At 61.6% G+C, this 23,212-nt stretch carries 27 protein-coding genes; 13 read left to right on the top strand and 14 right to left on the bottom strand.

All coding sequences use genetic code 11. The features are described 5' to 3' along the window. Positions 1 to 121 precede the first annotated feature (121 nt). Together arsH and ACERZ8_RS10885 are read right to left on the bottom strand one after the other, a co-directional pair. Entirely contained in the window at positions 122 to 856 is a 735-nt protein-coding gene (arsH, locus tag ACERZ8_RS10890) for an arsenical resistance protein ArsH (protein ID WP_407592216.1), read from the bottom strand. Then, positions 849 to 1,307: a hypothetical protein gene (locus ACERZ8_RS10885; RefSeq protein ID WP_407592215.1), complete on the bottom strand. Its 459-nt coding sequence runs from the start codon at positions 1,305 to 1,307 to the stop codon at positions 849 to 851. Before ACERZ8_RS10885 ends, arsH begins: the two co-directional genes overlap by 8 nt. A gap of 451 nt (positions 1,308 to 1,758) precedes the next feature. On the opposite strand from ACERZ8_RS10885, the gene ACERZ8_RS10880 reads away from it, so the two are divergent. Further along, positions 1,759 to 2,343: a thymidine kinase gene (locus ACERZ8_RS10880; RefSeq protein WP_407592214.1), complete on the top strand. Its 585-nt coding sequence runs from the start codon at positions 1,759 to 1,761 to the stop codon at positions 2,341 to 2,343. On the opposite strand, the gene ACERZ8_RS10875 is transcribed toward ACERZ8_RS10880, so the two are convergent. Genes ACERZ8_RS10875 through ACERZ8_RS10860 form a run of 4 tightly spaced genes read right to left on the bottom strand, consistent with a single transcriptional unit; the run spans position 2,340 to position 4,969 of the window. Beyond that, entirely contained in the window at positions 2,340 to 3,320 is a 981-nt protein-coding gene (locus ACERZ8_RS10875) for a 2-hydroxyacid dehydrogenase (RefSeq protein WP_407592213.1), read from the bottom strand. The genes ACERZ8_RS10880 and ACERZ8_RS10875 overlap by 4 nt on opposite strands. After that, the gene (locus ACERZ8_RS10870; RefSeq protein WP_407592212.1) at positions 3,259 to 3,630 is read right to left on the bottom strand and encodes a tRNA-binding protein; all 372 of its coding nucleotides are present in this window, start codon (positions 3,628 to 3,630) and stop codon (positions 3,259 to 3,261) included. Before ACERZ8_RS10870 ends, ACERZ8_RS10875 begins: the two co-directional genes overlap by 62 nt. Beyond that, on the bottom strand, positions 3,623 to 4,435 hold the full coding sequence (proC, locus tag ACERZ8_RS10865) for a pyrroline-5-carboxylate reductase (RefSeq protein WP_407592211.1): 813 nt from the start codon (positions 4,433 to 4,435) through the stop codon (positions 3,623 to 3,625). Before proC ends, ACERZ8_RS10870 begins: the two co-directional genes overlap by 8 nt. Positions 4,436 to 4,468: 33 nt before the next feature. Then, entirely contained in the window at positions 4,469 to 4,969 is a 501-nt protein-coding gene (locus ACERZ8_RS10860; protein WP_407592210.1) for a type III secretion system chaperone family protein, read from the bottom strand. A 482-nt stretch (positions 4,970 to 5,451) separates the two neighbouring features. On the opposite strand from ACERZ8_RS10860, the gene ACERZ8_RS10855 reads away from it, so the two are divergent. Then, on the top strand, positions 5,452 to 6,153 hold the full coding sequence (locus ACERZ8_RS10855) for a VPLPA-CTERM sorting domain-containing protein (protein ID WP_407592209.1): 702 nt from the start codon (positions 5,452 to 5,454) through the stop codon (positions 6,151 to 6,153). Between the two features lie 265 nt (positions 6,154 to 6,418). Here the strand turns inward: ACERZ8_RS10855 and ACERZ8_RS10850 are convergent, their stop codons facing one another. Then, positions 6,419 to 6,658, bottom strand: coding sequence for an accessory factor UbiK family protein (locus ACERZ8_RS10850; RefSeq protein ID WP_076628345.1), 240 nt, complete (start codon positions 6,656 to 6,658; stop codon positions 6,419 to 6,421). A gap of 95 nt (positions 6,659 to 6,753) precedes the next feature. Between ACERZ8_RS10850 and lgt the strand changes: the two genes are divergently transcribed. The 5 genes from lgt (at position 6,754) to ACERZ8_RS10825 (ending at position 10,812) form a co-directional block, all read left to right on the top strand. Then, on the top strand, positions 6,754 to 7,650 hold the full coding sequence (gene lgt, locus ACERZ8_RS10845; protein WP_407592208.1) for a prolipoprotein diacylglyceryl transferase: 897 nt from the start codon (positions 6,754 to 6,756) through the stop codon (positions 7,648 to 7,650). After that, complete coding sequence (locus tag ACERZ8_RS10840) at positions 7,647 to 8,708, top strand: class I SAM-dependent methyltransferase (protein ID WP_407592207.1); 1,062 nt, start codon at positions 7,647 to 7,649, stop codon at positions 8,706 to 8,708. The genes lgt and ACERZ8_RS10840 overlap by 4 nt, the downstream gene beginning before the upstream one ends. Continuing rightward, positions 8,705 to 9,460 (top strand): peptidoglycan editing factor PgeF, encoded by a 756-nt coding sequence (gene pgeF, locus ACERZ8_RS10835; protein WP_407592206.1) that lies wholly within the window; start codon positions 8,705 to 8,707, stop codon positions 9,458 to 9,460. The genes ACERZ8_RS10840 and pgeF overlap by 4 nt, the downstream gene beginning before the upstream one ends. Before the next feature lie 251 nt (positions 9,461 to 9,711). Next, the gene (locus ACERZ8_RS10830) at positions 9,712 to 9,852 is read left to right on the top strand and encodes a hypothetical protein (protein ID WP_407592205.1); all 141 of its coding nucleotides are present in this window, start codon (positions 9,712 to 9,714) and stop codon (positions 9,850 to 9,852) included. Between the two features lie 240 nt (positions 9,853 to 10,092). Further along, the gene (locus tag ACERZ8_RS10825) at positions 10,093 to 10,812 is read left to right on the top strand and encodes a Hint domain-containing protein (protein WP_407592204.1); all 720 of its coding nucleotides are present in this window, start codon (positions 10,093 to 10,095) and stop codon (positions 10,810 to 10,812) included. On the opposite strand, the gene ACERZ8_RS10820 is transcribed toward ACERZ8_RS10825, so the two are convergent. Beyond that, on the bottom strand, positions 10,809 to 11,309 hold the full coding sequence (locus tag ACERZ8_RS10820) for an Lrp/AsnC family transcriptional regulator (RefSeq protein WP_407592203.1): 501 nt from the start codon (positions 11,307 to 11,309) through the stop codon (positions 10,809 to 10,811). The two genes, ACERZ8_RS10825 and ACERZ8_RS10820, sit on opposite strands and share 4 nt — an antisense overlap. Before the next feature lie 198 nt (positions 11,310 to 11,507). Here ACERZ8_RS10820 and trxB point away from each other — a divergent pair, with 198 nt between their 5' ends. The 3 genes from trxB to ACERZ8_RS10805 all read left to right on the top strand — a co-directional run bounded on the left by trxB (position 11,508) and on the right by ACERZ8_RS10805 (position 16,507). Next, positions 11,508 to 12,503, top strand: coding sequence for a thioredoxin-disulfide reductase (gene trxB, locus ACERZ8_RS10815; RefSeq protein ID WP_407592202.1), 996 nt, complete (start codon positions 11,508 to 11,510; stop codon positions 12,501 to 12,503). 105 nt (positions 12,504 to 12,608) lie between these two features. Beyond that, positions 12,609 to 14,306 (top strand): adenylate/guanylate cyclase domain-containing protein, encoded by a 1,698-nt coding sequence (locus ACERZ8_RS10810; protein ID WP_407592201.1) that lies wholly within the window; start codon positions 12,609 to 12,611, stop codon positions 14,304 to 14,306. 128 nt (positions 14,307 to 14,434) lie between these two features. Then, on the top strand, positions 14,435 to 16,507 hold the full coding sequence (locus tag ACERZ8_RS10805) for a bifunctional sulfate adenylyltransferase/adenylylsulfate kinase (RefSeq protein WP_407592200.1): 2,073 nt from the start codon (positions 14,435 to 14,437) through the stop codon (positions 16,505 to 16,507). 401 nt (positions 16,508 to 16,908) lie between these two features. Here ACERZ8_RS10805 and ACERZ8_RS10800 read toward each other — a convergent pair whose 3' ends face one another. The 4 genes from ACERZ8_RS10800 to ACERZ8_RS10785 all read right to left on the bottom strand — a co-directional run bounded on the left by ACERZ8_RS10800 (position 16,909) and on the right by ACERZ8_RS10785 (position 19,248). Beyond that, a complete protein-coding gene (locus ACERZ8_RS10800) occupies positions 16,909 to 17,358 on the bottom strand; it encodes a DUF7674 family protein (protein ID WP_407592199.1) in 450 nt (149 codons plus the stop codon). A 297-nt stretch (positions 17,359 to 17,655) separates the two neighbouring features. Continuing rightward, complete coding sequence (locus ACERZ8_RS10795) at positions 17,656 to 18,513, bottom strand: PhzF family phenazine biosynthesis protein (RefSeq protein ID WP_407592198.1); 858 nt, start codon at positions 18,511 to 18,513, stop codon at positions 17,656 to 17,658. A 96-nt stretch (positions 18,514 to 18,609) separates the two neighbouring features. After that, positions 18,610 to 18,834, bottom strand: coding sequence for a DUF1150 family protein (locus tag ACERZ8_RS10790; protein ID WP_407592197.1), 225 nt, complete (start codon positions 18,832 to 18,834; stop codon positions 18,610 to 18,612). A 3-nt stretch (positions 18,835 to 18,837) separates the two neighbouring features. Continuing rightward, positions 18,838 to 19,248, bottom strand: a complete 411-nt coding sequence (locus ACERZ8_RS10785) for an Hsp20 family protein (protein ID WP_407592196.1) — start codon at positions 19,246 to 19,248, stop codon at positions 18,838 to 18,840. A 160-nt stretch (positions 19,249 to 19,408) separates the two neighbouring features. Between ACERZ8_RS10785 and ACERZ8_RS10780 the strand changes: the two genes are divergently transcribed. From ACERZ8_RS10780 to ACERZ8_RS10770, 3 genes are all read left to right on the top strand, one after another. Further along, the gene (locus ACERZ8_RS10780) at positions 19,409 to 19,633 is read left to right on the top strand and encodes a YdcH family protein (protein WP_407592195.1); all 225 of its coding nucleotides are present in this window, start codon (positions 19,409 to 19,411) and stop codon (positions 19,631 to 19,633) included. Positions 19,634 to 19,722: 89 nt separating this feature from the next. After that, positions 19,723 to 20,208, top strand: coding sequence for a 5-(carboxyamino)imidazole ribonucleotide mutase (purE, locus tag ACERZ8_RS10775; protein ID WP_407592194.1), 486 nt, complete (start codon positions 19,723 to 19,725; stop codon positions 20,206 to 20,208). Then, the gene (locus ACERZ8_RS10770) at positions 20,201 to 21,268 is read left to right on the top strand and encodes a 5-(carboxyamino)imidazole ribonucleotide synthase (protein ID WP_407592193.1); all 1,068 of its coding nucleotides are present in this window, start codon (positions 20,201 to 20,203) and stop codon (positions 21,266 to 21,268) included. The genes purE and ACERZ8_RS10770 overlap by 8 nt, the downstream gene beginning before the upstream one ends. A 7-nt stretch (positions 21,269 to 21,275) precedes the next feature. Here ACERZ8_RS10770 and ACERZ8_RS10765 read toward each other — a convergent pair whose 3' ends face one another. Continuing rightward, entirely contained in the window at positions 21,276 to 22,421 is a 1,146-nt protein-coding gene (locus ACERZ8_RS10765) for an alpha-D-ribose 1-methylphosphonate 5-triphosphate diphosphatase (protein ID WP_407592192.1), read from the bottom strand. Continuing rightward, positions 22,408 to 23,190: an esterase/lipase family protein gene (locus ACERZ8_RS10760; RefSeq protein ID WP_407592191.1), complete on the bottom strand. Its 783-nt coding sequence runs from the start codon at positions 23,188 to 23,190 to the stop codon at positions 22,408 to 22,410. Before ACERZ8_RS10760 ends, ACERZ8_RS10765 begins: the two co-directional genes overlap by 14 nt. Positions 23,191 to 23,212 lie beyond the last annotated feature (22 nt).

Here is a 23,212-nt window from a genome sequence, read left to right as displayed (position 1 = left end):
AGGTGCAACGGTCACATGATGCACTGCACTGCACGGGTCGTTGCCGAAAACTGCGCGCATCCGGGTTGGCGGGCGCGCGCATTTTTGCGCATGGGCGCAAAAACAGATCCGCACAATAGCCCTATCCGTCCTTTGTGGACACCCGCTCGTGAACACGTTCAACCGACTCCACACGCTCTGAATAGCGATCCACCAGATAATCGGCCCGCCCCCGCACCAACCATGTGAATTTGACCAGCTCTTCCATCACATCGACAACGCGGGCATAGAACGGTCCCGCAGGCAGACGGCCATCCTTGAATTCCAGCCACGCCTTGGGAATGCTCGACTGGTTGGGGATCGTCACCATGCGCATCCAGCGCCCCAAAATGCGCATCTGGTTCACCGCATTAAAACTTTGTGACCCGCCAGACACCTGCATCACCGCCAGTGTCTTGCCTTGGGTGGGGCGAATGCCGCCCGTCATGGACAGGGGCAGCCAGTCGATCTGCGTCTTCATCAGGCCCGTCATCGCCCCGTGACGTTCGGGGCTGGACCAGACCATGCCTTCGGCCCAGATGGCGAGCTCACGCAGTTCGGCCACTTTCGGGTCAGACCCGTCATCGGTGTCGACTTGCGGCAGACCCTTGGGGTCGAACATCCGTGTCTCGCAGCCCAGATGGCGCAGGATACGCGCGGCCTCTTCGGCGGCATGGCGCGAATAGCTCTCCGCGCGCAGAGAGCCGTAAAGTAGCAGGATACGTGGGGGATGGCCCGGATCATTGGGGCCGCGCAAAGCCTCTGTGTCGATGGCAGGCAGGGCCGCCTGCACAAGCGCCGGTAAGTCGTCGCCGGACGTCTCGGTCGGCTCAGCCACTCTCTTCTTCCAGATGTAGCTTCATGTCGATCAGCACCTGTTGCAGCATCGATGTTTCCTTCAACAGCCGCTTGGCCTCGTTCACGGTGATCACACCGTCTTCGATCGACTGCTGATATTCGCTCATCAGCATGGCAAAGCGCTGGCTGAGGGCGATCACGTCGCTGTTCACCCCGCCCGGGCGCTCGGCATTTGGACGCCGGTCATCGTGGCTGAGCGAAATGCCCTGCAACTCGGCCAGCGCGCTGGTCACGTGGGGAAAGCTGGCCGATTTCTCAAGCGCGACCACAGCGTCAATCGGCATGAACCGGTCCGCATGTTCGGGATTGTCCGAATAGTACCGGCCGAGGGTCGCCTTGGATTTGCCGGTCAGCCCGCAGGCCGGTTCGATCCCGACATCCTTTACCAGGGCCTCGGTATGCTTTTTCAGATAGCTGCCAAATCCGGCCATACAATCAGTCCTCATTCACCAAAACAGCCGTTTTTACGTTACGCGCGGGGAAACGGCCCGGTCTTTTCCCATTAATCAACTCGGAAGGAAATGTCATTTGTAAACGGTCCCAAGGGTTTCGGGACGTAATGAGTAACCGGTGCCCCCAGCACCGGGTTCGGGTGGGGTCCGCCCTGGACTTCTGTCGCGTGGGGTCGGCAGGCCAGCGCAGGCTGGCAGCAAGGCGGGCGGATCCGTCAGGGTTAATGCGTAAAGGGGCAGGCACATCCCCAAACTGACTGGACGCTTTTGGCGTCTTGGTGCCTGCCCTGAGTAACAGGTGCCCAAAACGGTCCGGGGATCCGAATTGCGCATGACAAAAGACGCAGCGGTTCGTCGGACCCACCCATCTTCCCCATCCCATGCGCGCCGGTCTTGCCTCGCTTCGCGCGCGCCATTATGCCACCGCTCCATGGCCAAGCTTTACTTTCACTATTCCACCATGAACGCGGGCAAATCGACTGTGTTGCTGCAAGCTGCGCACAATTACCGCGAACGCGGGATGGTGCCGTATTTGCTGACTGCGCAGCTTGATGATCGCGCCGGGACCGGGCGCATTGCCTCGCGCATCGGCATCGGGGCCGAAGCGGACATGTTCTCAACCACCGATGATCTGTTTCAGCGCCTGTCCGACCGTCAGGTCGCGGGCCCCGTGGCTTGCGTGTTCGTGGACGAGGCACAGTTTCTGACCGAAGACCAGGTCTGGCAACTGGCCCGCGCTGTGGACGACCTGAACCTGCCGGTGATGTGTTACGGGCTGCGCGTCGACTTTCTGGGCAAGCTGTTTCCCGGCTCTGCCACGCTGCTCGCGCTCGCGGATGAAATGCGCGAGGTGCGCACGATCTGCCATTGCGGGAAAAAGGCGACGATGGTGATCCGCCGCGACGCCGACGGGCGCGCGATGGCCGGAGGCGCCCAAGTGCAGATCGGGGGCAATGACACCTACGTCTCGCTCTGCCGCCGTCACTGGCGTGACGCGATGGGGAAGGAGGCCTAGACCGGATTGGGCATCGCTTGACCTGCGCAATAGGCGCGCACGTTGTCCACGGCCATCAGCCCCATGTCCACGCGCACCTCAAGCGCTGCCGTGCCCAGATGCGGCAGCAGCGTTACGTTTTCCAGCGCTCGCAGGGCCTCCGGCACCTCTGGCTCGCGCTCGTAAACGTCGAGGCCCGCCCCGCCGATTTGTTTGCCCTCAAGCGCTGCAATCAGCGCCGCCTCATCAACCACGTCGCCGCGCGATATGTTGATCAGATGCGCCTGCGCGCCCATCGCGTTCAGCACATCCGCCCCGATCAGGTGGTGGGTTTCGGCCCCGCCGGGCACTGCGGCCACCACAAAATCCACCTCGCCGGCAAGGGTGATCAGGTCGCCCACACGGCTCGCCGGAAAATCCAGTTCCTTGGCAGAGCGGTTGACATAAGCCACCTCCATTCCAAAGCCGAAATGACAGCGCCGCGCGATGGCCTGCCCGATCCGCCCCATGCCCACAATTCCGACGCGTTTGCCGCTCATATGCAGGCCCAGCATCTGCGTGGGATGCCAGCCGGGCCAGTCACCGCTGCGCACCATCCGCTCGCCCTCGCCCGCGCGCCGGGCCGACATCAGCATCAGCATCACGGCAATATCCGCCGTCGCATCCGTCACAGCACCGGGCGTGTTGGTCACCGCGATCCCTTTGGCCGACGCAGCAGCCACATCGATATGATTGTACCCAACTCCGAAATTCGCCAGCAGCTTGCAGCGCGGGTCGGGAACAGCATCAAAAACCGCCGCCGAAAACTGATCCCCCAGCGTGGGCAGCACGACATCATAATCGCGCAGCGCCGCCTGCAGTTCCCCGTCCGTCAGCGGCAACGTCTCTTCACGCACGATCACCTCGTCACAGACCTGACGCGCCGCCTCAACAACCTCATCCGGCAATGGCCGTGTGATCCACAGCCGCGTCAATGCAACCGCCCCCGGTCGGAACATCCTTGTCCGGCGTGGCCAGCACAATCGCGCCATCTTCATCGGGAAAGCCCAGCACCAGCACTTCGGACATGAAGGGCCCGATCTGGCGCGGGGGAAAATTCACCACCGCCATCACCTGCCGCCCCACAAGGTCATCGGGGTCATAGTGGACCGTCACCTGGGCCGAAGTCTTGCGCTCCCCGATCTCGGGGCCGAAATCGACCCACATCTTGATCGCGGGCTTGCGGGCTTCGGGGAACGGTTCGGCGCGCACCACGCGGCCCACACGTACATCGACCTTCAGAAAGTCGTCAAAGTCGATCTCAGCCACGCGACAACTCCTTGGATCGCTCGGTCGCTGCCGCCACCGCACGGGGCAGCAACGCGGGAAAGCCCGATTGTTCGCTCATCAACACCTCCAACGCGGCTTGGGTGGTGCCATTTGGGCTGGTCACGTTGATGCGCAACTGCGTCGGATCATCGTCTGATTGCATGGCCAGCGCGCCTGCGCCCGCCACGGTGGCCTTGGCCAGTTGCATGGCCAGTTCGGGCGACAAGCCTTGGGCCACACCGCCCGCCGCCAATGTTTCGATCATGTGAAAGACATAGGCCGGGCCAGATCCGCTGACGCCGGTGACGGCATCCATCTGCGCCTCGCTTTCCAGCTGGACGACATCGCCCACCGCCGACAAAAGCGCGGCCGCTTCGTCCAGCGCGCCCTGCCCTGCGGCATTGGCACAAATGGCGGTGATGCCGCGCCCGATGGCGGCCGGGGTGTTGGGCATGGCGCGCACGATGGGCGTGTCAACGCCAAAGGCCGCCTCGTAAGCCGTCAGCGATGTGCCCGCCGCGACCGAGACAAACACCGTTTCACCGCCACCAAGTGCCGCGATAGCGGGCAAGGCATCACCCATCATCTGCGGTTTTACGGCGACAAGGACCACCGCCGGGGCATCCGGCAGGTCGTCATTGATGTGCACGCCCGTGCCGCGCAGCCACAGGGACGGAACGGGTTCGATCACCCATACTTTTTCCGGGGGCAAGCCACGTTCCAGCCAACCGGCCAGCATGGCCGACCCCATCTTGCCACAGCCCAGCAGCACAAGTCCCTGAGCCGCGATCCGCGTGTTTTTCATGGATTGTCCCCCTGACGATATCAGGGGGTCAGATTACGCGCGCCCGTAGGCCTCTGCAATGGCGACCTGTATTGCATCCTGCGGCGTGCGATCGCCCCAGATCAGCAATTGCAGTGCGGGATAGTAACGCTCGGCGCTCATCACGGCGGCCCCGATCATGGTGTCGATCTGCTCGGGGCTTGCGACCTGACCGCCGCTGAGGACAAGGCCATAGCGGTAGACCATCAGCTTCTGATCTTCCCAATAGGTAAAGGACCCGGCCCAGCACTGATCGTTGATCAGGTTCAGCAACTCGTAAAGTGCCGCCAGCTTTTCCGCGGGTGGCTCCATTTCAAAGGTGCAGACCATGCGCAGCGTTTCGTCATAGCCCGACCATGCCAGAGTGAGCGAATAGGTCCGCCACTGGCCCTCGACCGCCATCGCGATCTGATCGTCGGCGATGCGATCAAAATCCCACTCGTGATGCTCGGCGATGTGCTCGACGATATCGATGGGATGAATTTCATCGTCCAGGAACTGCTCGGAAAGGGCCATGGTGCCACCTCTTATACGCTAGTAGCGATTGGGGCTGGCAGCGCCCCAAGCGCTAGGTGCCTGCTCTAGAAACCGGGGCTATTCCCCGTGCCTCTACGATATATGGTGACCGCGCCCATGCCGTCTGGCAACCCTTTATTTGGGGATAACCGCAATAAGTTGGGGACAAGACAGGTGAGGACGCAAAATACGGGCGTATTGGAGGCAAGAGGTTAACGCGGACCGTCCAATGGTGCAGGAGTGTTGCGGTCAGGCCGATTCCTTCTCAGGCCCAAAATGCGTTGCTGCGAAGGCTTCAATCCGCCCTGAACCCGCGAATTGTTCGGAAAGGCGTGCCCAGTCTCTACCGGGACGTGAAAATACCACAGTTTTGCCGCATTCACCTTGCCGGACGGCGCAAAACGGCGCAATTTCTTAATGGTTACTGCCTCCAGCGCCCTTTTGCGCGCGAGGCCGGTGCGTATTTGGTTGAGGACTTGTATATGAAACTGATTTCAAAAATTGCCGCATCTGCGATCGCTTTGGCCCTGATGGCCGGTGGTGCAACGGCCGCGACGTTCACCTTTACCGAAGGCAACGGACACAACCGCAAACTGGTCGCCGGGTCGATAGATCTTAATGATGCAAACACGTCAACGCCGGGATTTGAACTTGATGATCTGGCGGGCGTCGCCGCAGGCTTTGCACCAGATGACGTCATCCAGCTTCACGGTCGGATCGTGTCGTCCCAGGATGTGTTTTCCTATACGTTCGCCTTCGCGCAAGGCTTTAAGGTCGAATTCGATCTGGACGGGTACCTGCTGGCTGCCGGATTTACATCCTCTGATGGGGACCAATCCGAAGCGTTGTCCGGTCTGGTTGGCCAGAATGGTCGTGGCGGCAATCCGCAAGTTGGTCTTTTGCCCGTCAAAGGGGTCGAATTCACGCTGGCCGGTGGCGGGACAAGCATCAGCCGTACGTTCCAAACAGACGTGATCAGCGGCGACCCGTTTCTCTTCTCCGGTATCGGTGGGGTGGAATATACGCTGACGGTTGACGGTTCAGTTGGGCCTGCCGTCGGTGCGGATGCGCTTTACGATCTCAAGATCTCCGCTGTGCCACTTCCCGCTGGGGGGCTTTTGCTGCTCGGCGGTCTTGGCGGTCTGGCAGCCTTGCGCCGCCGCAAGGGCAAAGCAAACGCGTGACAGGCTGAACGCCTCACGTTGAAGATATTGAAAAGGCAGCTCTTGGAGGCGGCCTTTTTTTGCGGGCTGATCTATAGCTGGTGATTAAGTAGACGGTGGAGGCTCGCAACATCTCCTCCACGCCAAGGTCGCGATCAGACGACGGCCCACGCGCAATTCAAACCCTGCCCTCGCCAAACAGTCGAAACGCAAAACGCCCGAGGGCACCTCGGGCGATCACACAGATTTCAATTATCGGGAATGGCGCGGCAGCGCCTCCGCTGGATCACTTGCCCTCAAGGGCCTCGATGCGGGCTTTCAGCGCTTCGTTCTCTTCACGCGCCTTCTGCGCCATCGCGCGCACTGCGTCGAACTCCTCGCGGGTGACAAAATCGCGGTCCGCCAGCCAGCGGTCCATCATCGACTTCATCGCTGTTTCCGCCTCGTCCCGCGCGCCCTGGGCCACGCCCATCGCGTTGGTCATCAGTTGCGAGATGTCGTCGAAAATCTTGCCACGTGCCTGCATCTGTCGTCTCCCGTTCAAAGCTGTCTCTTATATGGGGATGCAGGCGGGGCGAGGCAAGCTTGACCTTGCCTCTGCCCAGAGGCATTGAGACGCAGATGACCGCATTGCTCCCCTTCCCCGACATCTCGCCCGAGATCTTCTCGATCTCGCTGTTCGGCATGGAACTGGCGCTGCGCTGGTACGCGCTGGCCTATATCGTGGGTATCATCATCGGCTGGCGGCTTGTGGTGATGACGGTCAAATCCCCGCGCCTCTGGCCGGGCGAGCAGCCGGTTATGACCCCTGCACAGATCGAGGACATGCTGACATGGATCATCCTCGGCGTCCTTCTGGGCGGGCGCATGGGTTATGTGCTGTTCTACCAGCCCGAGGTGTATCTGAGCAATCCGCTGGCCATCCTCGCGATCTGGGAAGGTGGCATGGCCTTTCACGGTGGGCTTTTGGGCGTGGTGCTGGCCGCTTGGCTGTACACGCGTCGCCATAAAATCCCACAACTCAGTGCCGCGGACGCCATCGCGCTTGGCGTGCCACCCGGTCTGTTGCTGGGGCGGATCGCGAATTTCATCAATGCCGAACTGTGGGGGCGGCCCACCGAACTGCCCTGGGGCGTGATCTTTCCAGGTCAGGCGGCGCAATACTGCCCGCAGATCGTGGGGGCCTGCGCGCGCCACCCCTCGCAGCTTTACGAGGCCTTCCTCGAAGGGTTTGTCCTGCTTGTTCTCCTGCTCTGGATGGTGTGGCGGCAGGGCGCGTTCAAACGCCCCGGTCTGGTCTGCGGGACGTTCCTTGCAGGATATGGCCTCGCCCGCTTTGCGGTGGAATTCGTCCGTCAGCCGGATGCGCAATTCGTCGGCCCCGCCAATCCTTTGGGTCTGGCGTGGCAGGTGGGCGGCTATGGGTTGACGATGGGCCAATTGCTGTCGCTGCCGATGATCGCATTGGGTCTGTTCCTTGTCTGGCGCGCGCGCCGCGCCGGTACCCTCACCACATGAGTCTGAAGGACGATCTGGCGGCGCGGATCGCAAACGGTGGTCCGATCACGCTCGCCGATTACATGACCCAAGCGCTGCTGCATCCAACCAAAGGATATTACAGCACCCGTGATCCGCTTGGGGCGCAGGGCGACTTCACCACTGCCCCCGAGATCAGCCAGATGTTCGGCGAACTGATCGGGCTGAGCCTTGCGCAAAGCTGGCTTGATCAGGGGACACCGGCACCGTTCACGCTGGCCGAACTTGGCCCCGGACGCGGGACGTTGATGGCAGACATCCTGCGCGCCACCGCCCGCGTGCCCGGATTTCACGACGCCGCCCGGATTGTGCTGGTCGAGGCGTCGCCCGTGCTCAAGGCCCGGCAGGGCGAAACGCTTGATGCCTATGGCGCCGAATGGATCGACACCGTCACCCAGTTGCCCCAAGGCCCTCTATGGCTTGTCGCCAATGAATTCTTTGACGCCCTGCCCGTGCGCCAGTTCCAACGCGACGGGGCAGGCTGGCGGGAACGCTGCGTCGGGCTGCAAGACGGCGCGTTGACCTTTGGGCTGTCGCCGATTGGGCCGCAACCCAGCCTCGATCACCGGCTTGCGGACACGCGGGATGGTGATCTGGTCGAATGGTGCGCGCCTGCCAGCGCCATCGCCTCGGACATCGGGGCGCGGGTTGCCAATTTTGGGGGCGCGGCACTGCTGATCGATTACGGCGACTGGCGCAGTTTGGGTGACACCCTGCAGGCGCTGCGCGGACATGCACGCGCCGATCCGCTCGACGCCCCCGGCACCGCCGACCTGACAACCCACGTGGATTTCGAGGCGCTCAGCATTGCCGCCGCCCCCGCCGCCTTTACCCGTCTCACGCCGCAGGGCGTGTTTCTGGAACGCCTCGGGATCACCGACCGTGCGCGCGCGTTGGCGACCGGGATGGACGCGGACACGCTCAAGAACCACATCGCGGCACATCAGCGGTTGACGCACGCGGACGAAATGGGAAACCTGTTCAAAGTGCTGGGGCTTTACCCCGCTCACGCAACGCCTCCGCCCGGACTGGAGCCATGACGCTTGAAATCCTGACTGCCGACACGCTCGCGCCCCTGCGCCACGGTTTTTTCACGCGCAAAGGCGGGGCGTCTTCAGGCGTGTTCGAGGGGCTGAATTGCGGCACAGGCAGTTCGGATCAGACGGAAATCGTGGCCATCAACCGCGACCGCGCGGCGACGGCCCTTGGGGTTGCGGCGGATCACCTTGTCGGCGTGCATCAGGTGCATTCGGCCGATGCGGTGACAGTCAACGGCCCCCAGACGGACAAGCCGCGCGCGGACGGGCTGGTGACGGCGACGCCCGGTATTGCGTTGTCGGTGCTGACTGCCGATTGCCAGCCGGTGCTGTTTGCCGACCCGCAAGCGGGCGTGATCGGGGCCGCGCACGCAGGTTGGAAAGGCGCACAGGCCGGTGTGCTGGAGGCGACAGTCGATGCCATGGTCGATCTCGGCGCAGAACGCTCGAACATTCACGCCGTCATCGGCCCGTCGATCAGCCAGCGCGCCTACGAAGTCGGCCCTGAATTTTTCGACACTTTCTTTGACGAAGACCCGCAGAACACCCGCTTTTTCGCCGGAGGGGACGGGGACCGGATGCATTTCGACCTGCCCGGATACGGGCTGGCACGGTTGCGTGCCGCGGGTGTGGCATCAGCGGAATGGACGCGCCACTGCACATATTTTGATGCGGACCGGTTCTATTCCTTCCGCCGCTCGGTCCATGCAAAGGACCCTGATTACGGGCGCCTGATCTCGGCCATCGTGCTGTGATCGCGGCGCTGGCGGGGCATTTGTTGCCCAGCCTTTGCCGCATTGTTTCGCGCATCGCATAAATCCATGGGCCAAAGTCCAGAAAACCAACGGTTTTGGCGACAAATGCAGCCTGCCATGATTGGAGCGTCGTTTTCGTCAAATTTATTTCAAATCTCGGCACTTCGTCAAAAACGCGCCTGATTGCACCGGCATTCTTTGTCTCAGACGGGCGAAAGACCCGCACCGAGCAAAACAGAGGATAAAGACACATGGCAAAATCGCGGTTCATCACTTCCGTCGTCAAATCGACCAAATCCGAGACACCACAGATGCCGTGGGCACGTGGCACGCGCCGCGCCGCCTTCATCGCCAAGCGCAACGCACAACCGGTGCTGCGCAAATCGGCCTGACCTTTTCCTGACGGACGGCGCCGCGAGAATCAAATTGTGGCAATTCTGTCCAAACCGGCAGCAACAATCCCAACGACGGGCGCATCATTGATGCGCCTTTTGTCGTCAATGTCCCCCAATTATTGACAATTTGCGGCGAATTTCAGAATTATTTGCCATTACAAAGACACATGGCTCCTGCCCATCTGTCGTCGTCGGTGGGGGCCGACACGGATGTGACCACGATAAGTGAGGTTACATATGACTATTTCTGCTGCCCTGAGTGCGCCGCGCATGCCGTTGAGAACGGCCAGTTCTGCGCGCACCTATGACGTCGCCGCGCTGAATGCGGATGGCTCGCGGTTTGTGGCGAGCTTTAGCGCACCCGCCCTGCCCCTGTTTGAAAACGCCTTTTCGGCCCTTGCGCGCGGCGTGTCCCTGCACAGCCCGCATGGCATCATCCCGATCGAAGATCTGGTGCCGGGCGACTGGGTCAACACCTCGTCCGGTGAACCGGCAGAGGTGACGTGGATCGGGTCCACCAACTTTGTTCCCGCAGACACGGGCCGCCGGATTCCGCTGGTTCGGATCATGGCTGACAGTTTCGGGCAGAACCGCCCGTCATCCTTTGTGACCCTGGGCACAGGCGCGCGTGTTCTGCAGACGCCCCCGGCCTTGCGCGGGGCCACGGGGGGTGCGTCGATGCTGACGCCGATCCGGGCCTTTGTGGACAACGTGAACGTGATCGAGGTGATGCCACCCACAGCCATCCGTCTGTTTCACATCTGCCTGTCACGCCATGCGGCAGTGGATGTCGGCGGTATGATGGTTGAAACCTTTCACCCCGGCATGGCAGGCACGCGCGACGTCACCCACGCCCAGCGCGACCTGTTCCTGTCGATGTTCCCGCGCATTTCGCACATCACGGATTTCGGCCCGCTCGCACATCCCCGCGCCCCCGAAGAGGCGCTGGTGGCCTAGGCCGACTTCGCCAGCCGCTCTTCGAGCACATCAAAGGGCACGCCGGGGGCATCCTTGGCCTGCCGGATCACCAGCGATGTCTTGACCGACTCCACATTGGGCGTCGTCAGCAATTCGCCGGTCAGAAAGCTCTGAAAGCTGGACAGGTCGGGGGCCACGCATTTCAGGATGAAATCGACCTCGCCGTTCAGCATGTGACACTCGCGCACCAGCGGCCACGCCCGGCAGCGTTCCTCGAACGCGCTCAGGTCGGCCTCGGCCTGACTGGCAAGGCCCACATTGGCGAACACCTGCACTTCGAAGCCCAGCACATGTTCATCCACGTCGGCGTGATAGCCGCGGATGTAGCCTGCCTCTTCCAGCGTGCGCACGCGGCGCAGGCAGGGCGGGGCCGATATTCCGACCCGTTTGGCAAGTTCGACATTGGTCATGCGACCATCTGCCTGCAACTCGGCCAGTATTTTGCGATCTATCGGATCAAGGCGTGTACTCGCCATAATGTCCCCCTGAATTTGCGGAAGTTATAGCGATCTACAAAGTTTGCGCAATATTATTTCACACTCGCGCAACAATTGGAAATTTCCTCCGGACCCCGTCATGCACCACGCGCATGCCCGTGTGCCATAATCGGGGTTCAAACCCAAGTGTCGCAGGTCTATATCATGCGCGTCATTCCCCGCTGCCAGGAGGTTCCCATGTCCGACACCAAACGCACCAAGGTCCTGATCATTGGGTCTGGCCCTGCCGGATACACCGCCGCCGTCTATGCAAGCCGCGCGATGCTGGACCCGGTCCTGGTGCAAGGGATCGAACCGGGCGGGCAGCTGACCACCACCACCGAAGTTGAAAACTGGCCCGGCGACACCGAGGTGCAGGGCCCCGACCTGATGGTGCGGATGGAATCCCATGCCAAGGCCATGGGCTGCGAAATCATCGGCGACATCATCACCTCCGTCGACTTTTCCAAGCGCCCCTATGTGGCCCAATCCGACAGCGGCACGATCTATGTGGCGGACGCGATCATTCTGGCCACCGGTGCGCGCGCCAAATGGCTGGGCCTGCCATCCGAGGAGAAATTCAAAGGCTTTGGTGTCTCCGCCTGCGCCACCTGCGACGGCTTTTTCTATCGTGGTCAGGAGATCGTCGTGATCGGCGGTGGCAACACTGCGGTGGAAGAGGCGCTGTTCCTCACCAATTTCGCCTCCAAGGTGACGCTGGTGCACCGCCGGGACGAATTGCGCGCCGAAAAGATCCTGATCGACCGGTTGATGAAGAACCCCAAGATCGAACCGCTCTGGTTTCACGAACTGGACGAGGTCTATGGCACCGACAGCCCGCTGGGCGTCGAGGGGATCAAGGTCAAGCACACCAAGACGGGCGAGATCACGGACATCCCGGCCAAGGGCGTCTTTGTCGCCATTGGTCACGCGCCTGCCAACGAACTGGTCAAGGACGTGCTGGAAACCCATATGGGCGGCTATGTGGTGACCAAACCCGACAGCACCGAAACCTCTGTGCCCGGCGTGTTCGCAGCCGGCGATCTGACGGATCACAAATACCGTCAGGCGGTCACTTCCGCCGGCATGGGCTGCATGGCCGCGCTTGAGGCCGAACGCTTTCTGGCCGAAAACGGGATCGAGGACGGCAAGGACGTCAGCGAACCGCTCGGCTACGGGGCCGTTGCCGAATAAAACCGCCGCTGAACTGTTGTGACATCACAGCACGCGTGCCCCCCGATTGACCGGGGCGATGGCGCGCGCCACTGTGTATCGGACGAACAGGACCGAGAGATCAGGATGACACAAACGCTGTGGCGCGGCAGTTGGGCGACCCGGGTGCGGATCGCATCCGGTCTGATCCTGATGATCTATGTCGCGGCCCACCTGCTGAACCTCGCCTCTGTTCTGATTTCACCGGATGTCTATGACAGTGTGCAGGCGGCACGGCTTTGGTTGATCCGTTCAGACATTGGCACGGCGGTCATCGGGGTGGCGCTGTTTGCGCACATGATCCTGTCTCTGGGCAAGGTCGCGCTCGCGCGCACCCTGCGCATGCCGTTCCGGGACGCAGTACAGATCGTGCTGGGCCTGATCATCCCGCTGATCCTCGTCAGTCACGTGATCTACACCCGCGCTGCGCACGAAGTTTTGGGCGTGACCACCATGCTGGGCTATGTGAACGCGCTGATCTGGACCACGTGGGACGGATGGATGCAGGCGCTGCTGGTGATCGTCACATGGGTGCACGGGGCCATTGGCATCCATATGTGGCTGCGCGTGACGCGCTGGTGGCGGGCCACCCTGCCCTGGCTGACTGGCATTGCAGTGCTGATCCCGACGCTTGCGATCCTCGGCTTCGTGATTTCGGCGCGGGTGATGGATGGGCTGTTGCACGACCCCCGTGCCACTGCGCTGGCGCAGGACGTGTGGAACTGGCCTGACGGTGACGGGTTCGCCCTGCTTGCACAGATGGATCGCGAGGCGACGTGGTTTGTCTGGGCCATCCTTGGCATTGCGCTGCTTGTCTTTGCGGTGCGCCGGACCATTGCAGCGATGCAGAAACCGATCCGGGTGCAGTATATCGACGGCCCCCAGATCCGCGCACCGCGCGGGCAGACCCTGCTTGAAACATCGCGCGCCAATGGCGTGGCGCACACCGCCCTTTGTGGCGGGCGCGGGCGTTGCACCACCTGCCGCGTGATTGTCGAAGAAGGGCTTGAAGATCTGCCCCCACCTTCCGAGGCCGAGCGGCGCACCCTTGCCGCCGTCGGCGCGCCACCAAAGGCGCGCCTTGCCTGCCAGATGCGCCCGGATGCGCCGATTTCCGTCTTTCGGGTCTTTGCGCCGGACGGCAAGCGCGGGCGCGCCCATGCCAGTCAGGGGAAAGAGGCGCAATTGGCCGTGCTGTTTCTCGATATGCGTGGCTTTACCGCGCGCACGGACGGGCAGTTGCCCTATGACGTTGTCTTCCTGCTCAACCGCTTTTTTGACGAGATCGTGCCGCCCATCCTCAAGGCAGGCGGGACAATCGACAAATATATGGGCGACGGGCTGATGGCGGTGTTTGAAACTGACACGCCCCAAGCGTCCGCGCGCGCCTCGATCACCGCAGTCGAAGGGATCGGCCACGCGCTGGAACGGTTCAATAGCACGCTTGAGGGCGAAGGGGCCGCGCCCGTCGCCATCGGCATCGGCGTGCATCTGGGAAATGTGGTGCTGGGGGAAATTGGGGCCGCCGGACGCGCGCCGCGCACCCTGATCGGGGATACGGTCAACACTGCCTCGCGGCTTGAGGGGAGCACGAAGGCCATGGGCGTACAGGCCCTGATCTCGACCGATGTTCTGGAGGCGGCAGGTGCCGCCACCCCAAGCGGTGAGATGATCGACCTTGAATTGCGCGGGCGCGACACGGCCCTGTCCGCCCTGCCGGTTCCGGATGCAACCCGGCTTGGCACGATGCTGGCACGGGAAAAGGCCAAGCAAATGTCGGCCTGACCGTGACCCGCACAGGGCGTGGCACATTAACCACGCCTGCCGAAAACCGCCCAAATTCAAAGTTTGTTCTTTTTTGAACAAACAATTTGTGACATGCGTTCACGCGTGAACAAATGACGAGTGAGCCGATGCGCCGTGCAGCATCAAAAGCCAGTGACACCCACAACGACCAGATGTTCCGGTTGTTGCGTCAGCTCGACTCTGCACCCGACGCCTCACAACGCGCCATGGCCGAGGCCATCGGCGTCTCGCTTGGCCGCCTGAACGCCCTTCTGCGCGACGCCACCGCTGCCGGTTTCGTCAAGATCGGCGACAAGGACAGCGCGGATAAACGTCAGCGTTACTCTTATGCCCTTACAACCCGTGGCGCAGGCGAGAAGAACCGCCTGATCGACCAATTCCTGACCCGCAAATTCGCGGAATACGATGCACTCTATTCCGAACTGACGGGCACAACTTCTGGCTTCAATCCCTTAAACTACAGGACCAAACTGATGGAAAACAACCTCGCCCCGATCCCGGAGCTGTTTGTCTCTTACGACAGCGCGCAGAAACTGAAAGTGGAGGCTGGCGAGCTGGTCAGCTGGGATCTGACACCCCGCCAGATCTGCGACCTCGAACTGCTGATGAACGGCGGCTTCAACCCGCTCAAAGGGTTTCTGAGCGAGGCCGATTACAACAGCGTCGTGGACACCATGCGCACCGCGGACGGCGCGCTGTGGCCCATGCCCATCACACTGGACGTAAACGAAAAATTCGCCGAGGAGCTTGAGGTTGGCCAGGACATCGCCCTGCGCGACCAGGAAGGCGTGATCCTCGCCACCATGACCGTCACCGACCGCTGGACGCCGAACAAATCCCACGAGGCCGAAAAGGTCTTCGGTGCGGATGACAGCGCCCATCCGGCCGTCAATTATCTGCACAACACGGCCGGTAACGTCTATCTCGGCGGCCCCGTGACCGGCATCCAGCAGCCCGTGCACTACGACTTCCGCGCGCGCCGCGACACGCCCAATGAACTGCGCGCATATTTCCGCAAAGTCGGCTGGCGCAAGGTCGTCGCCTTCCAGACGCGCAACCCCCTGCACCGTGCGCATCAGGAACTGACCTTCCGCGCCGCGCGCGAGGCACAGGCCAACCTGCTGATCCACCCCGTTGTCGGCATGACCAAGCCGGGCGATGTCGATCACTTCACCCGCGTGCGCTGTTACGAGGCGGTGCTCGACAAATACCCTGCCGCCACCACCTCGATGAGCCTTCTGAACCTTGCCATGCGCATGGCGGGCCCGCGCGAAGCGGTCTGGCACGGCCTCATTCGCAAGAACCACGGCTGCACCCATTTCATCGTGGGGCGCGACCACGCAGGCCCCGGCAAGAACTCGGCGGGCGAGGATTTCTACGGCCCCTATGACGCCCAGGACCTGTTCCGCGAACACGAGGCCGAAATGGGCATCGAAATGGTCGATTTCAAACACATGGTCTGGGTGGACGAGCGCGCCCAATACGAGGCCATTGACGAGATCAAGGACAAGGACAATGTCACCATCCTGAACATCTCGGGCACCGAATTGCGCCGCCGCCTGCAGGAAGGGCTGGAAATCCCCGAATGGTTCTCCTTCCCCGAAGTGGTCGCTGAATTGCGCCGCACACGCCCCCGGAACAAGCAGGGCTTTACCGTCTTCTTCACCGGCTTTTCCGGGTCGGGCAAATCCACCATCGCAAACGCCTTGATGGTCAAACTGATGGAGATGGGCGGACGCCCCGTGACGCTGCTCGATGGCGACATTGTGCGCAAAAACCTGTCCTCTGAGCTTGGCTTTTCCAAGGAACACCGCGACCTCAACATCCGTCGCATCGGCTATGTCGCCTCGGAAATCACCAAGAACGGCGGCATCGCGATTTGCGCCCCCATCGCACCCTACGCCACCACACGGCGCGCCGTGCGCGAAGATGTCGAAAGCTTTGGCGCTTTTGTCGAAGTGCACGTCGCCACGTCGATCGAAGAATGCGAACGGCGCGACCGCAAGGGCCTCTACAAGCTGGCGCGCGAAGGCAAGATCAAGGAATTCACAGGGATTTCAGACCCCTATGACGTGCCCACAGATCCCGAGTTGAGCGTCGAGACAGAGAACGTAGACGTCGACAACTGCGCCCATCAGGTCCTGCTCAAGCTGGAAAGCATGGGCTTGATCGCCGGATAAGGTGGGCGATATTGCCCATCCTACGCAAGACGCGCCCCTCCCCGGGGCGCGTTTTTTTTGCGTCACAAAGCGTCCGACCCAGCAACACCCCACCCCGCCCGGAATCAAGCCGAAGGCGCCGGGCCATCGACAGCCCGTCCCGTCGCACCGCAGGTGCGCGAAAAACAGGTCGGCATGCCTTTGGCATGACGGGATGGCGATATGACACCCGTCGCATTCCGCTGATCGGGAAGATGCACTTGGCAGCCATAAAGTTCTGTAGCGGACAGGCCTGATCGCCACCCCACGGGTCGTCGATGGCCCGGCTCCCGATAGAGCAAGGGCGTCAAGAGACGAGACGAAGCGGGCTTTCGCTGCGGCTGCGCAAAGGGCCGCTTGTAGGCGAAGAGGATCAATTGGAACTAGGTTATTGTCGGGGGTTGTCCATGAAAGCTTAGGTACATTTGCCGCATAGAGTTTGGCATTGCATCCCACGCTTTAGCAGCTGAAATCGGCTGCACTTCCCAAAAAAGGTTCTCGACAAAGCTGACGTCTATGCAGTTCTTGACCTCCATGTCGGAGCCCTGAAGCTCTCTCTCAAAAAAGGAGAAAACCGAAGTTAGATCAGTACCTTTCTTCGCCGCCCCCATTTGATCATTGATTGCACCTGCAAGGCTTTCAAACCAGCTAAACGCAGTTTCATCATCAACGCTGTCCCAGACTTTGATGTGTCTGGCATCCGTGACTTGGGTCATTTCCGGGAAGCGCTTCCGAAAGTCGTGATACATTTCCAGAACGCTCATTCTAACCTCATCCGTGACTTTGAGTGGCACCGCTTTGCGGACATTGGTTCGCTGCGCAGCATTGGTCAAGTTGGGCTCACTGCGGACCTTTCGCTGCAACGCCACCACTACAACACAAGAATCGGAATCAAGCCGTAGGCGCCGATCCATGGCCAGTCCGCCCGACCGGGCTGGCGATATGGCTGGTCTTGGTGCGACATTCAGGCGGCGCGATAACCTTGATCCATAAACTGCCCGGGAAACAGCGACACGTCGCCATCCCGCGGACAGGCAATGCATCAGCGCGGCATCGTTGCACTGTGCGCTAACCCAACAGACAGCGCACCCAAACGTAGGATGGGCAATCTGCCCATCACCACCGCACCGTCACAAAAGCAACGTCCCGCTCATCAACACATGCGCATCGCCCGCCACGATCACGCCCGTGATCGCATCGCGCGGCCCCAGCACCTGGACCTGCGCCTGTCCGGGTCGGCCCAGCCCGTCGCCCTGCCGCGCGACAAAGCGGGGCGCATCGATCAACCCCTCCGACCAAAGGTAAGCCGCCATCGCACCGGTCGCTGATCCTGTGAACGGATCCTCGGGTGGGCTTGGCGGTGCCATCAACAGACGGGCAAATGTCCCCGTTTCGCTTTGTGTCACCCAGAACGGCTCCATCACATCGGTGCCCGCGACCCCAAGGTGGTCGAGATAGGCGCGGAATGCCTCTGCATCGAAACGCACGGCGTCAAGGGCCGTGCGGTCCCGCAGCACGGTGATGCAAAACGGCAGCCCGGTAGAGACAAAGCGCGGCGGATGAATGATATCTGCGGCGTCAATCCCGCCCACGGCGGCGACGATCTCCGGAGGCACATGTACTGCGAACTCGGGCGCGATCTGGGTCATTGAGACGGTCGTGCCCTTCACCTCAACCGGCACAATCCCCGCGCCGGTCTCAAGGGTCAGTGGCCCGTCCCCGATCAAACCACGGTGGCGCATCGCGGCGACGGTGGCCACTGTCGGATGGCCGGCAAAGGGGATTTCACGACTGGCGAGAAAATAGCGCACGCGGATGTCTGCGGCCTCGGACGGACCGGTAAAGGTGCATTCGACCAGCGAGGTTTCCCGCACAAAGGCCATGCACGTGGCATCGTCCAGCGACGCGCCGCAATGGACCACCGCGCAGCCATTCCCGCCAAAGGCACGGTTCGAAAACGCATCCACCCAGTCGACATCAAACGGCATGGGTAGAGTCCTTCAGGTCTTAAGAATTGGTAAATCCGCCCCTGTAAGCCATTGATTTGTCAGGGGCGGCTCGGTGTCCCAGCGTGGGACACCCCGTTAGTGCAAGGGTTGCGGCGCATAATCGTTCTGAACCGCGAGGGCAAAAGCCAGCCTGCGATCCGCGACGAGGGCCAGCTGTTGCCCCTCGGCATCATGGACGGCAAACAGCTCGTCCAGACCACCCGCCTGATCGCGCACCTCGCGGGGCAGATCGGTCACGGCGATGGGTTTGACATAGACCATGCGGCCCACATCGGCATTCAGATCAAAAGACTTGTACATGGCCTACCCTTTCCGAATATTGATCGTCTGAACGATCGTGTCAGGCTTGGCCCGTGTCAGATCAACGTGCAGCAGCCCGTTTTCCATCACCGCCTCGCCCACATCCACGCCATCCGCCAACACAAAGCTGCGTTGAAACTGGCGCGCGGCAATACCGCGATGCAAAAATACGCGTCCCTCGGTGTCTTCCGAATTGCGGCCCCGGATCACAAGCTGGCGGTCCTCGACCGTAATCGACAGGTCATCCTCGCCGAAACCCGCGACGGCCAGCGTGATGCGATAGGAATAATCCGATGTCTGTTCGATATTGAACGGCGGATACCCTTCGCTGCCCTTGGCAGTGCGTTCCAGAAGCCGTTCCAGTTGCTCAAACCCCAGCATGTGGGGATAGGAGGCGAGAGTCATTTTCGTCATGCGACACGTCCTTCTCAAGTCAAGCGACAGTCAGTGGCCCGCCCCGATTACGGCAGCGGATATTCTGAATATGGGCAGAATGAACGGGTGTAACAAGGGGTAGGCGTGTCGCGTTGTCGTGATTATATTAAAGGCTCAGCAACAGTTTGGAATCGCCCCCATGAATGCTCCTTCGAATATGTCGATGAAATCGGACGACGTATTGCGCTATGAGCTGGAGGTGTTTCGCGCCGAGCATCGCGATCTGGATGCCGCCATCCGCGCCCTGCAGGAAGTGGGATCGAGCGAGCAACTGACCATTCAGCGCCTCAAGAAGAAAAAGCTGGCGCTCAAGGACCGGATCGCAAACCTCGAAGACCGCCTGACCCCGGATATCATCGCCTGAGAGTACGCCCCCGGGCGGACGTGAGAAACGATTGCGCTTGATCTGAAAACACCTATATTCCGCGCTTCTTCATTGCAGGAGCCATTGGCATGACCACCGAAGTCGGCATCATCATGGGCAGCCAGTCCGACTGGCCCACGATGCGCGAAGCTGCGCAAATCCTCGACCAGCTTGAGGTGCCATACGATGCCGCCATTGTCTCTGCGCATCGCACGCCAGACCGGCTTTGGGACTATGGCAAGACAGCCGCAGAACGCGGGCTGAAGGTGATCATCGCGGGCGCCGGAGGGGCGGCACATCTGCCGGGCATGATGGCCTCCAAGACGCAGATTCCCGTGATCGGCGTGCCGGTGCAGACCAAGGCGCTGTCGGGCGTCGATTCCCTGTACTCGATCGTGCAGATGCCGCGCGGCTATCCCGTGGCCACTATGGCCATCGGGGCGGCAGGTGCAGCCAATGCAGGGCTGATGGCGGCAGGCATTCTGGCGCTGTCCGACCCTGCCCTTGCCGCGCGGTTGGAGACATGGCGGGCTACGCTGTCGGCCTCGATCCCCGAGGCACCGCAAGATGACTGACGCATTGCCGCAGGGCGCAACCATCGGCATTCTGGGCGGCGGTCAACTGGGGCGTATGCTGAGCGTTGCGGCAAGCCGTCTGGGCTTTCACACCCATATCTATGATCCCACCGCAAACCCGCCCGCAGGCGATGTCGCCCATCTGGTCACGACCGCCCCTTACGAGGACAACGACGCCCTGTTCGCCTTCGCCAGCACCGTCGATGTCATCACCTACGAGTTCGAAAACATACCCACTCTCACCCTTGATACGCTTGAGGATCACGCGCCCATCCGCCCGGGGCGCGAGGCATTGCGGGTCAGTCAGGACCGGCTGGTGGAAAAGGATTATCTGAGCGGGCTGGGCCTGCGCACCGCCGATTATGCGGATGTGCCCGACGCGGCGGCCCTCGCCATTGCTCTGACCAAGATCGGGGCACCTTCGATCCTGAAGACCCGCCGCTTTGGGTATGACGGCAAGGGGCAGATGCGCATTGCAGACCCGGCTGACGCCGATGCGGCAATCGCCGGGATGTCGGATGCGCCTGCGATCCTCGAAGGATTTGTGGACTTCAGCCACGAGGTGTCCGTGATCGCCGCACGCGGGCTGGACGGCGCGGTCGCCTGTTTCGATCCGGGCGAGAACGTGCACCGCGACGGCATCCTGCACACCACTACAGTACCTGCCCGCCTCAGCGCTTCTCAGCGGACGGATGCGATCCTGATTGCGGCGAACATTCTGAATGCGCTCGATTACGTGGGCGTAATGGGGGTCGAGTTGTTTGTGACGCCAGAAGGTCTGGTCGTGAACGAGATCGCACCGCGCGTACACAATTCCGGCCACTGGACACAGAACGGCTGCGTTGTGGACCAGTTCGAACAGCACATTCGCGCCATCGCTGGATGGCCGCTGGGCGATGGCAAGCGCCACGCGGATGTTGTCATGGAAAACCTGATCGGCGACGATATGAACCGCGTGCCCGACCTTGCATGCGATCCGGCCACGGCACTGCACCTTTACGGCAAGGCCGAAGCCCGGAAGGGGCGCAAGATGGGGCACATCAACCGCATCGTAACCTGAGCGCGCGTCAAGCTGCCGCCACAAACCGCTCTGCGATATCGCCTGACATGAAGCTCACGCGCCCACCCGCGATGGTGGCTGCAACACGGTCGGCACTGTCCAGAACCACGATATCGGCACGCTTGCCGGGCGCAAGATCACCCCGGTCCGTCAGCCCCAACACAGCTGCAGGCCCCGATGACACAAGCGCCCATGCCTCGGCCAGATCCATCAGCCCCGAGTGCGCCAGCATCAGCGCCGCGCGGCGCGGGCTCGGATAGTGATAGTCAGAGGCGAGCGCATCACAAAGGCCCATCGTCACCAGATCAAGAGCGGACACATTGCCCTTGTGTGATCCGCCGCGCACCAGATTGGGCGCGCCAAGCACGACATGATGGCCTGCATCCCGCGCGGTCTCCGCAGCCTCCTGCGTTTCGGGAAATTCGGCGATATCAGCACCGCGTGCTGCCCAGATGGATCGCCCGGTAGCGGTCGCATCATCGTGGCTGCCCAGACGCACGCCCGCCTCACTCAATGTCGCGCAAAGCGGGCCAAGCAGATCCCGGGCATTCCCGACATTGGCGTGCAGCTCCAGCAGCATTTCGAAATGCGTTTCCGGGTTGCGCCCGGCTTTGAGCGCCTGACCGGTCAGGCGTGGGGGTTTGCGCCCTTCGGCCAGACGGTCATGGGGCAAGTGATCATTGAACACGACATATTCCACACCCCAGTCAGCCACGCGGGCAGGCAGATCGGCGTAAAGATCAATCAGCGAAATCTCGATTCGCAGTTGCGGGCGCAGGTCGGTGACAACCTCGCCTCGGATGTCTTTCAGTGCGCCAAACACCTGATCTGCAAACTCAAGGCTGCGCAGCCCCCCTTCCCAACTGACGAATTGTGCAAGAACACCAGTGGTGATGCCATTGGCGGCCAGTTCCGCCTCGACCGCGCGCAGGCCTTCGCCCATCTGCTTCATCGCGCCGCGCCGCGGGGCGACATGACGTTCGAACCCGTCGCCATGCACATCGACAATGCCCGGAAGGACGCGAAACCCGCTGAGATCGACCGTACGGCCGACGGACGTGTCCGCAATAACGCCCTCGCTGAGGGACAAAGGCGCCGCGCTCAGCCCGTCCGGATGCAGGACCTCGGCCCCGACCAGATCAATTGTTAGCATCGCCGTCCCCACCCAGACAGTCGGCGTTTGGACATCCCAGCTGATCCAGCACTTCATCGACCCATCGGATGTCGCGATCAAATTCGCCACTGCGCAGAAAGGTAAGGGTTTGAGTGATAACGTTGGGATTGTTCATCATGAACGTATGGGTCACGGGCATCACGATGAAATCGCGCATCCCTTCGACAAGGGTGGACAAAACGGCGACCTTGCCATCGTCCGGCCCGGGCAAGAGCGACGAAAACAGCGGGTTCAGAGACTGGTCGCCCGCAATAATGCCCACAGGGTAGTCGACAGGCGGTAAAGCACGCGGCAGACTGTTTGGCCCGGTGCCCAGTTGGCCGCCGGCTGGGCCGTTGATCCAGCCGAACGCCTCGATATCGCTCAGCGTATCCACAACTTCGCTGCCCTGATTGGGCGGGGCCAGCATGACCACGCGACCAAGACGTCCGGGGCGTGGATGATTGGCAAACCAGTAGCGCACCAGAATACCACCCATTGAGTGGGTGACGAAATGCACAGTGTCATCGCCGCACGCCTCCATCGCCTGAGGCATGACGGCTTCGGCAAGGGTCTGTACGGTCTCTGACGTCGAAGGATAGCCCGGTCGCACCACCTCATAGCCTTCGGTGCGCAACGCACCTTCCATCACAAGCAGCGACGCCTCTGATCGGGCCAGACCGTGCAGCAATACAACGCATTCGGCCTGTGCCGCACGAGGCAGCGCAACCGCGATGAGCAATGCAAAAAAGGCAGCGCAGGTTTTCATACAAGGTCAGATAATGTCATAC

The organism is Tateyamaria armeniaca, assembly GCF_045797845.1.
GTDB classification, from domain to species: Bacteria; Pseudomonadota; Alphaproteobacteria; order Rhodobacterales; family Rhodobacteraceae; genus Tateyamaria; species Tateyamaria armeniaca.
Note: the sequence above shows the minus strand (reverse complement) of the source record. Positions and strands in the feature narration are given on the sequence as shown.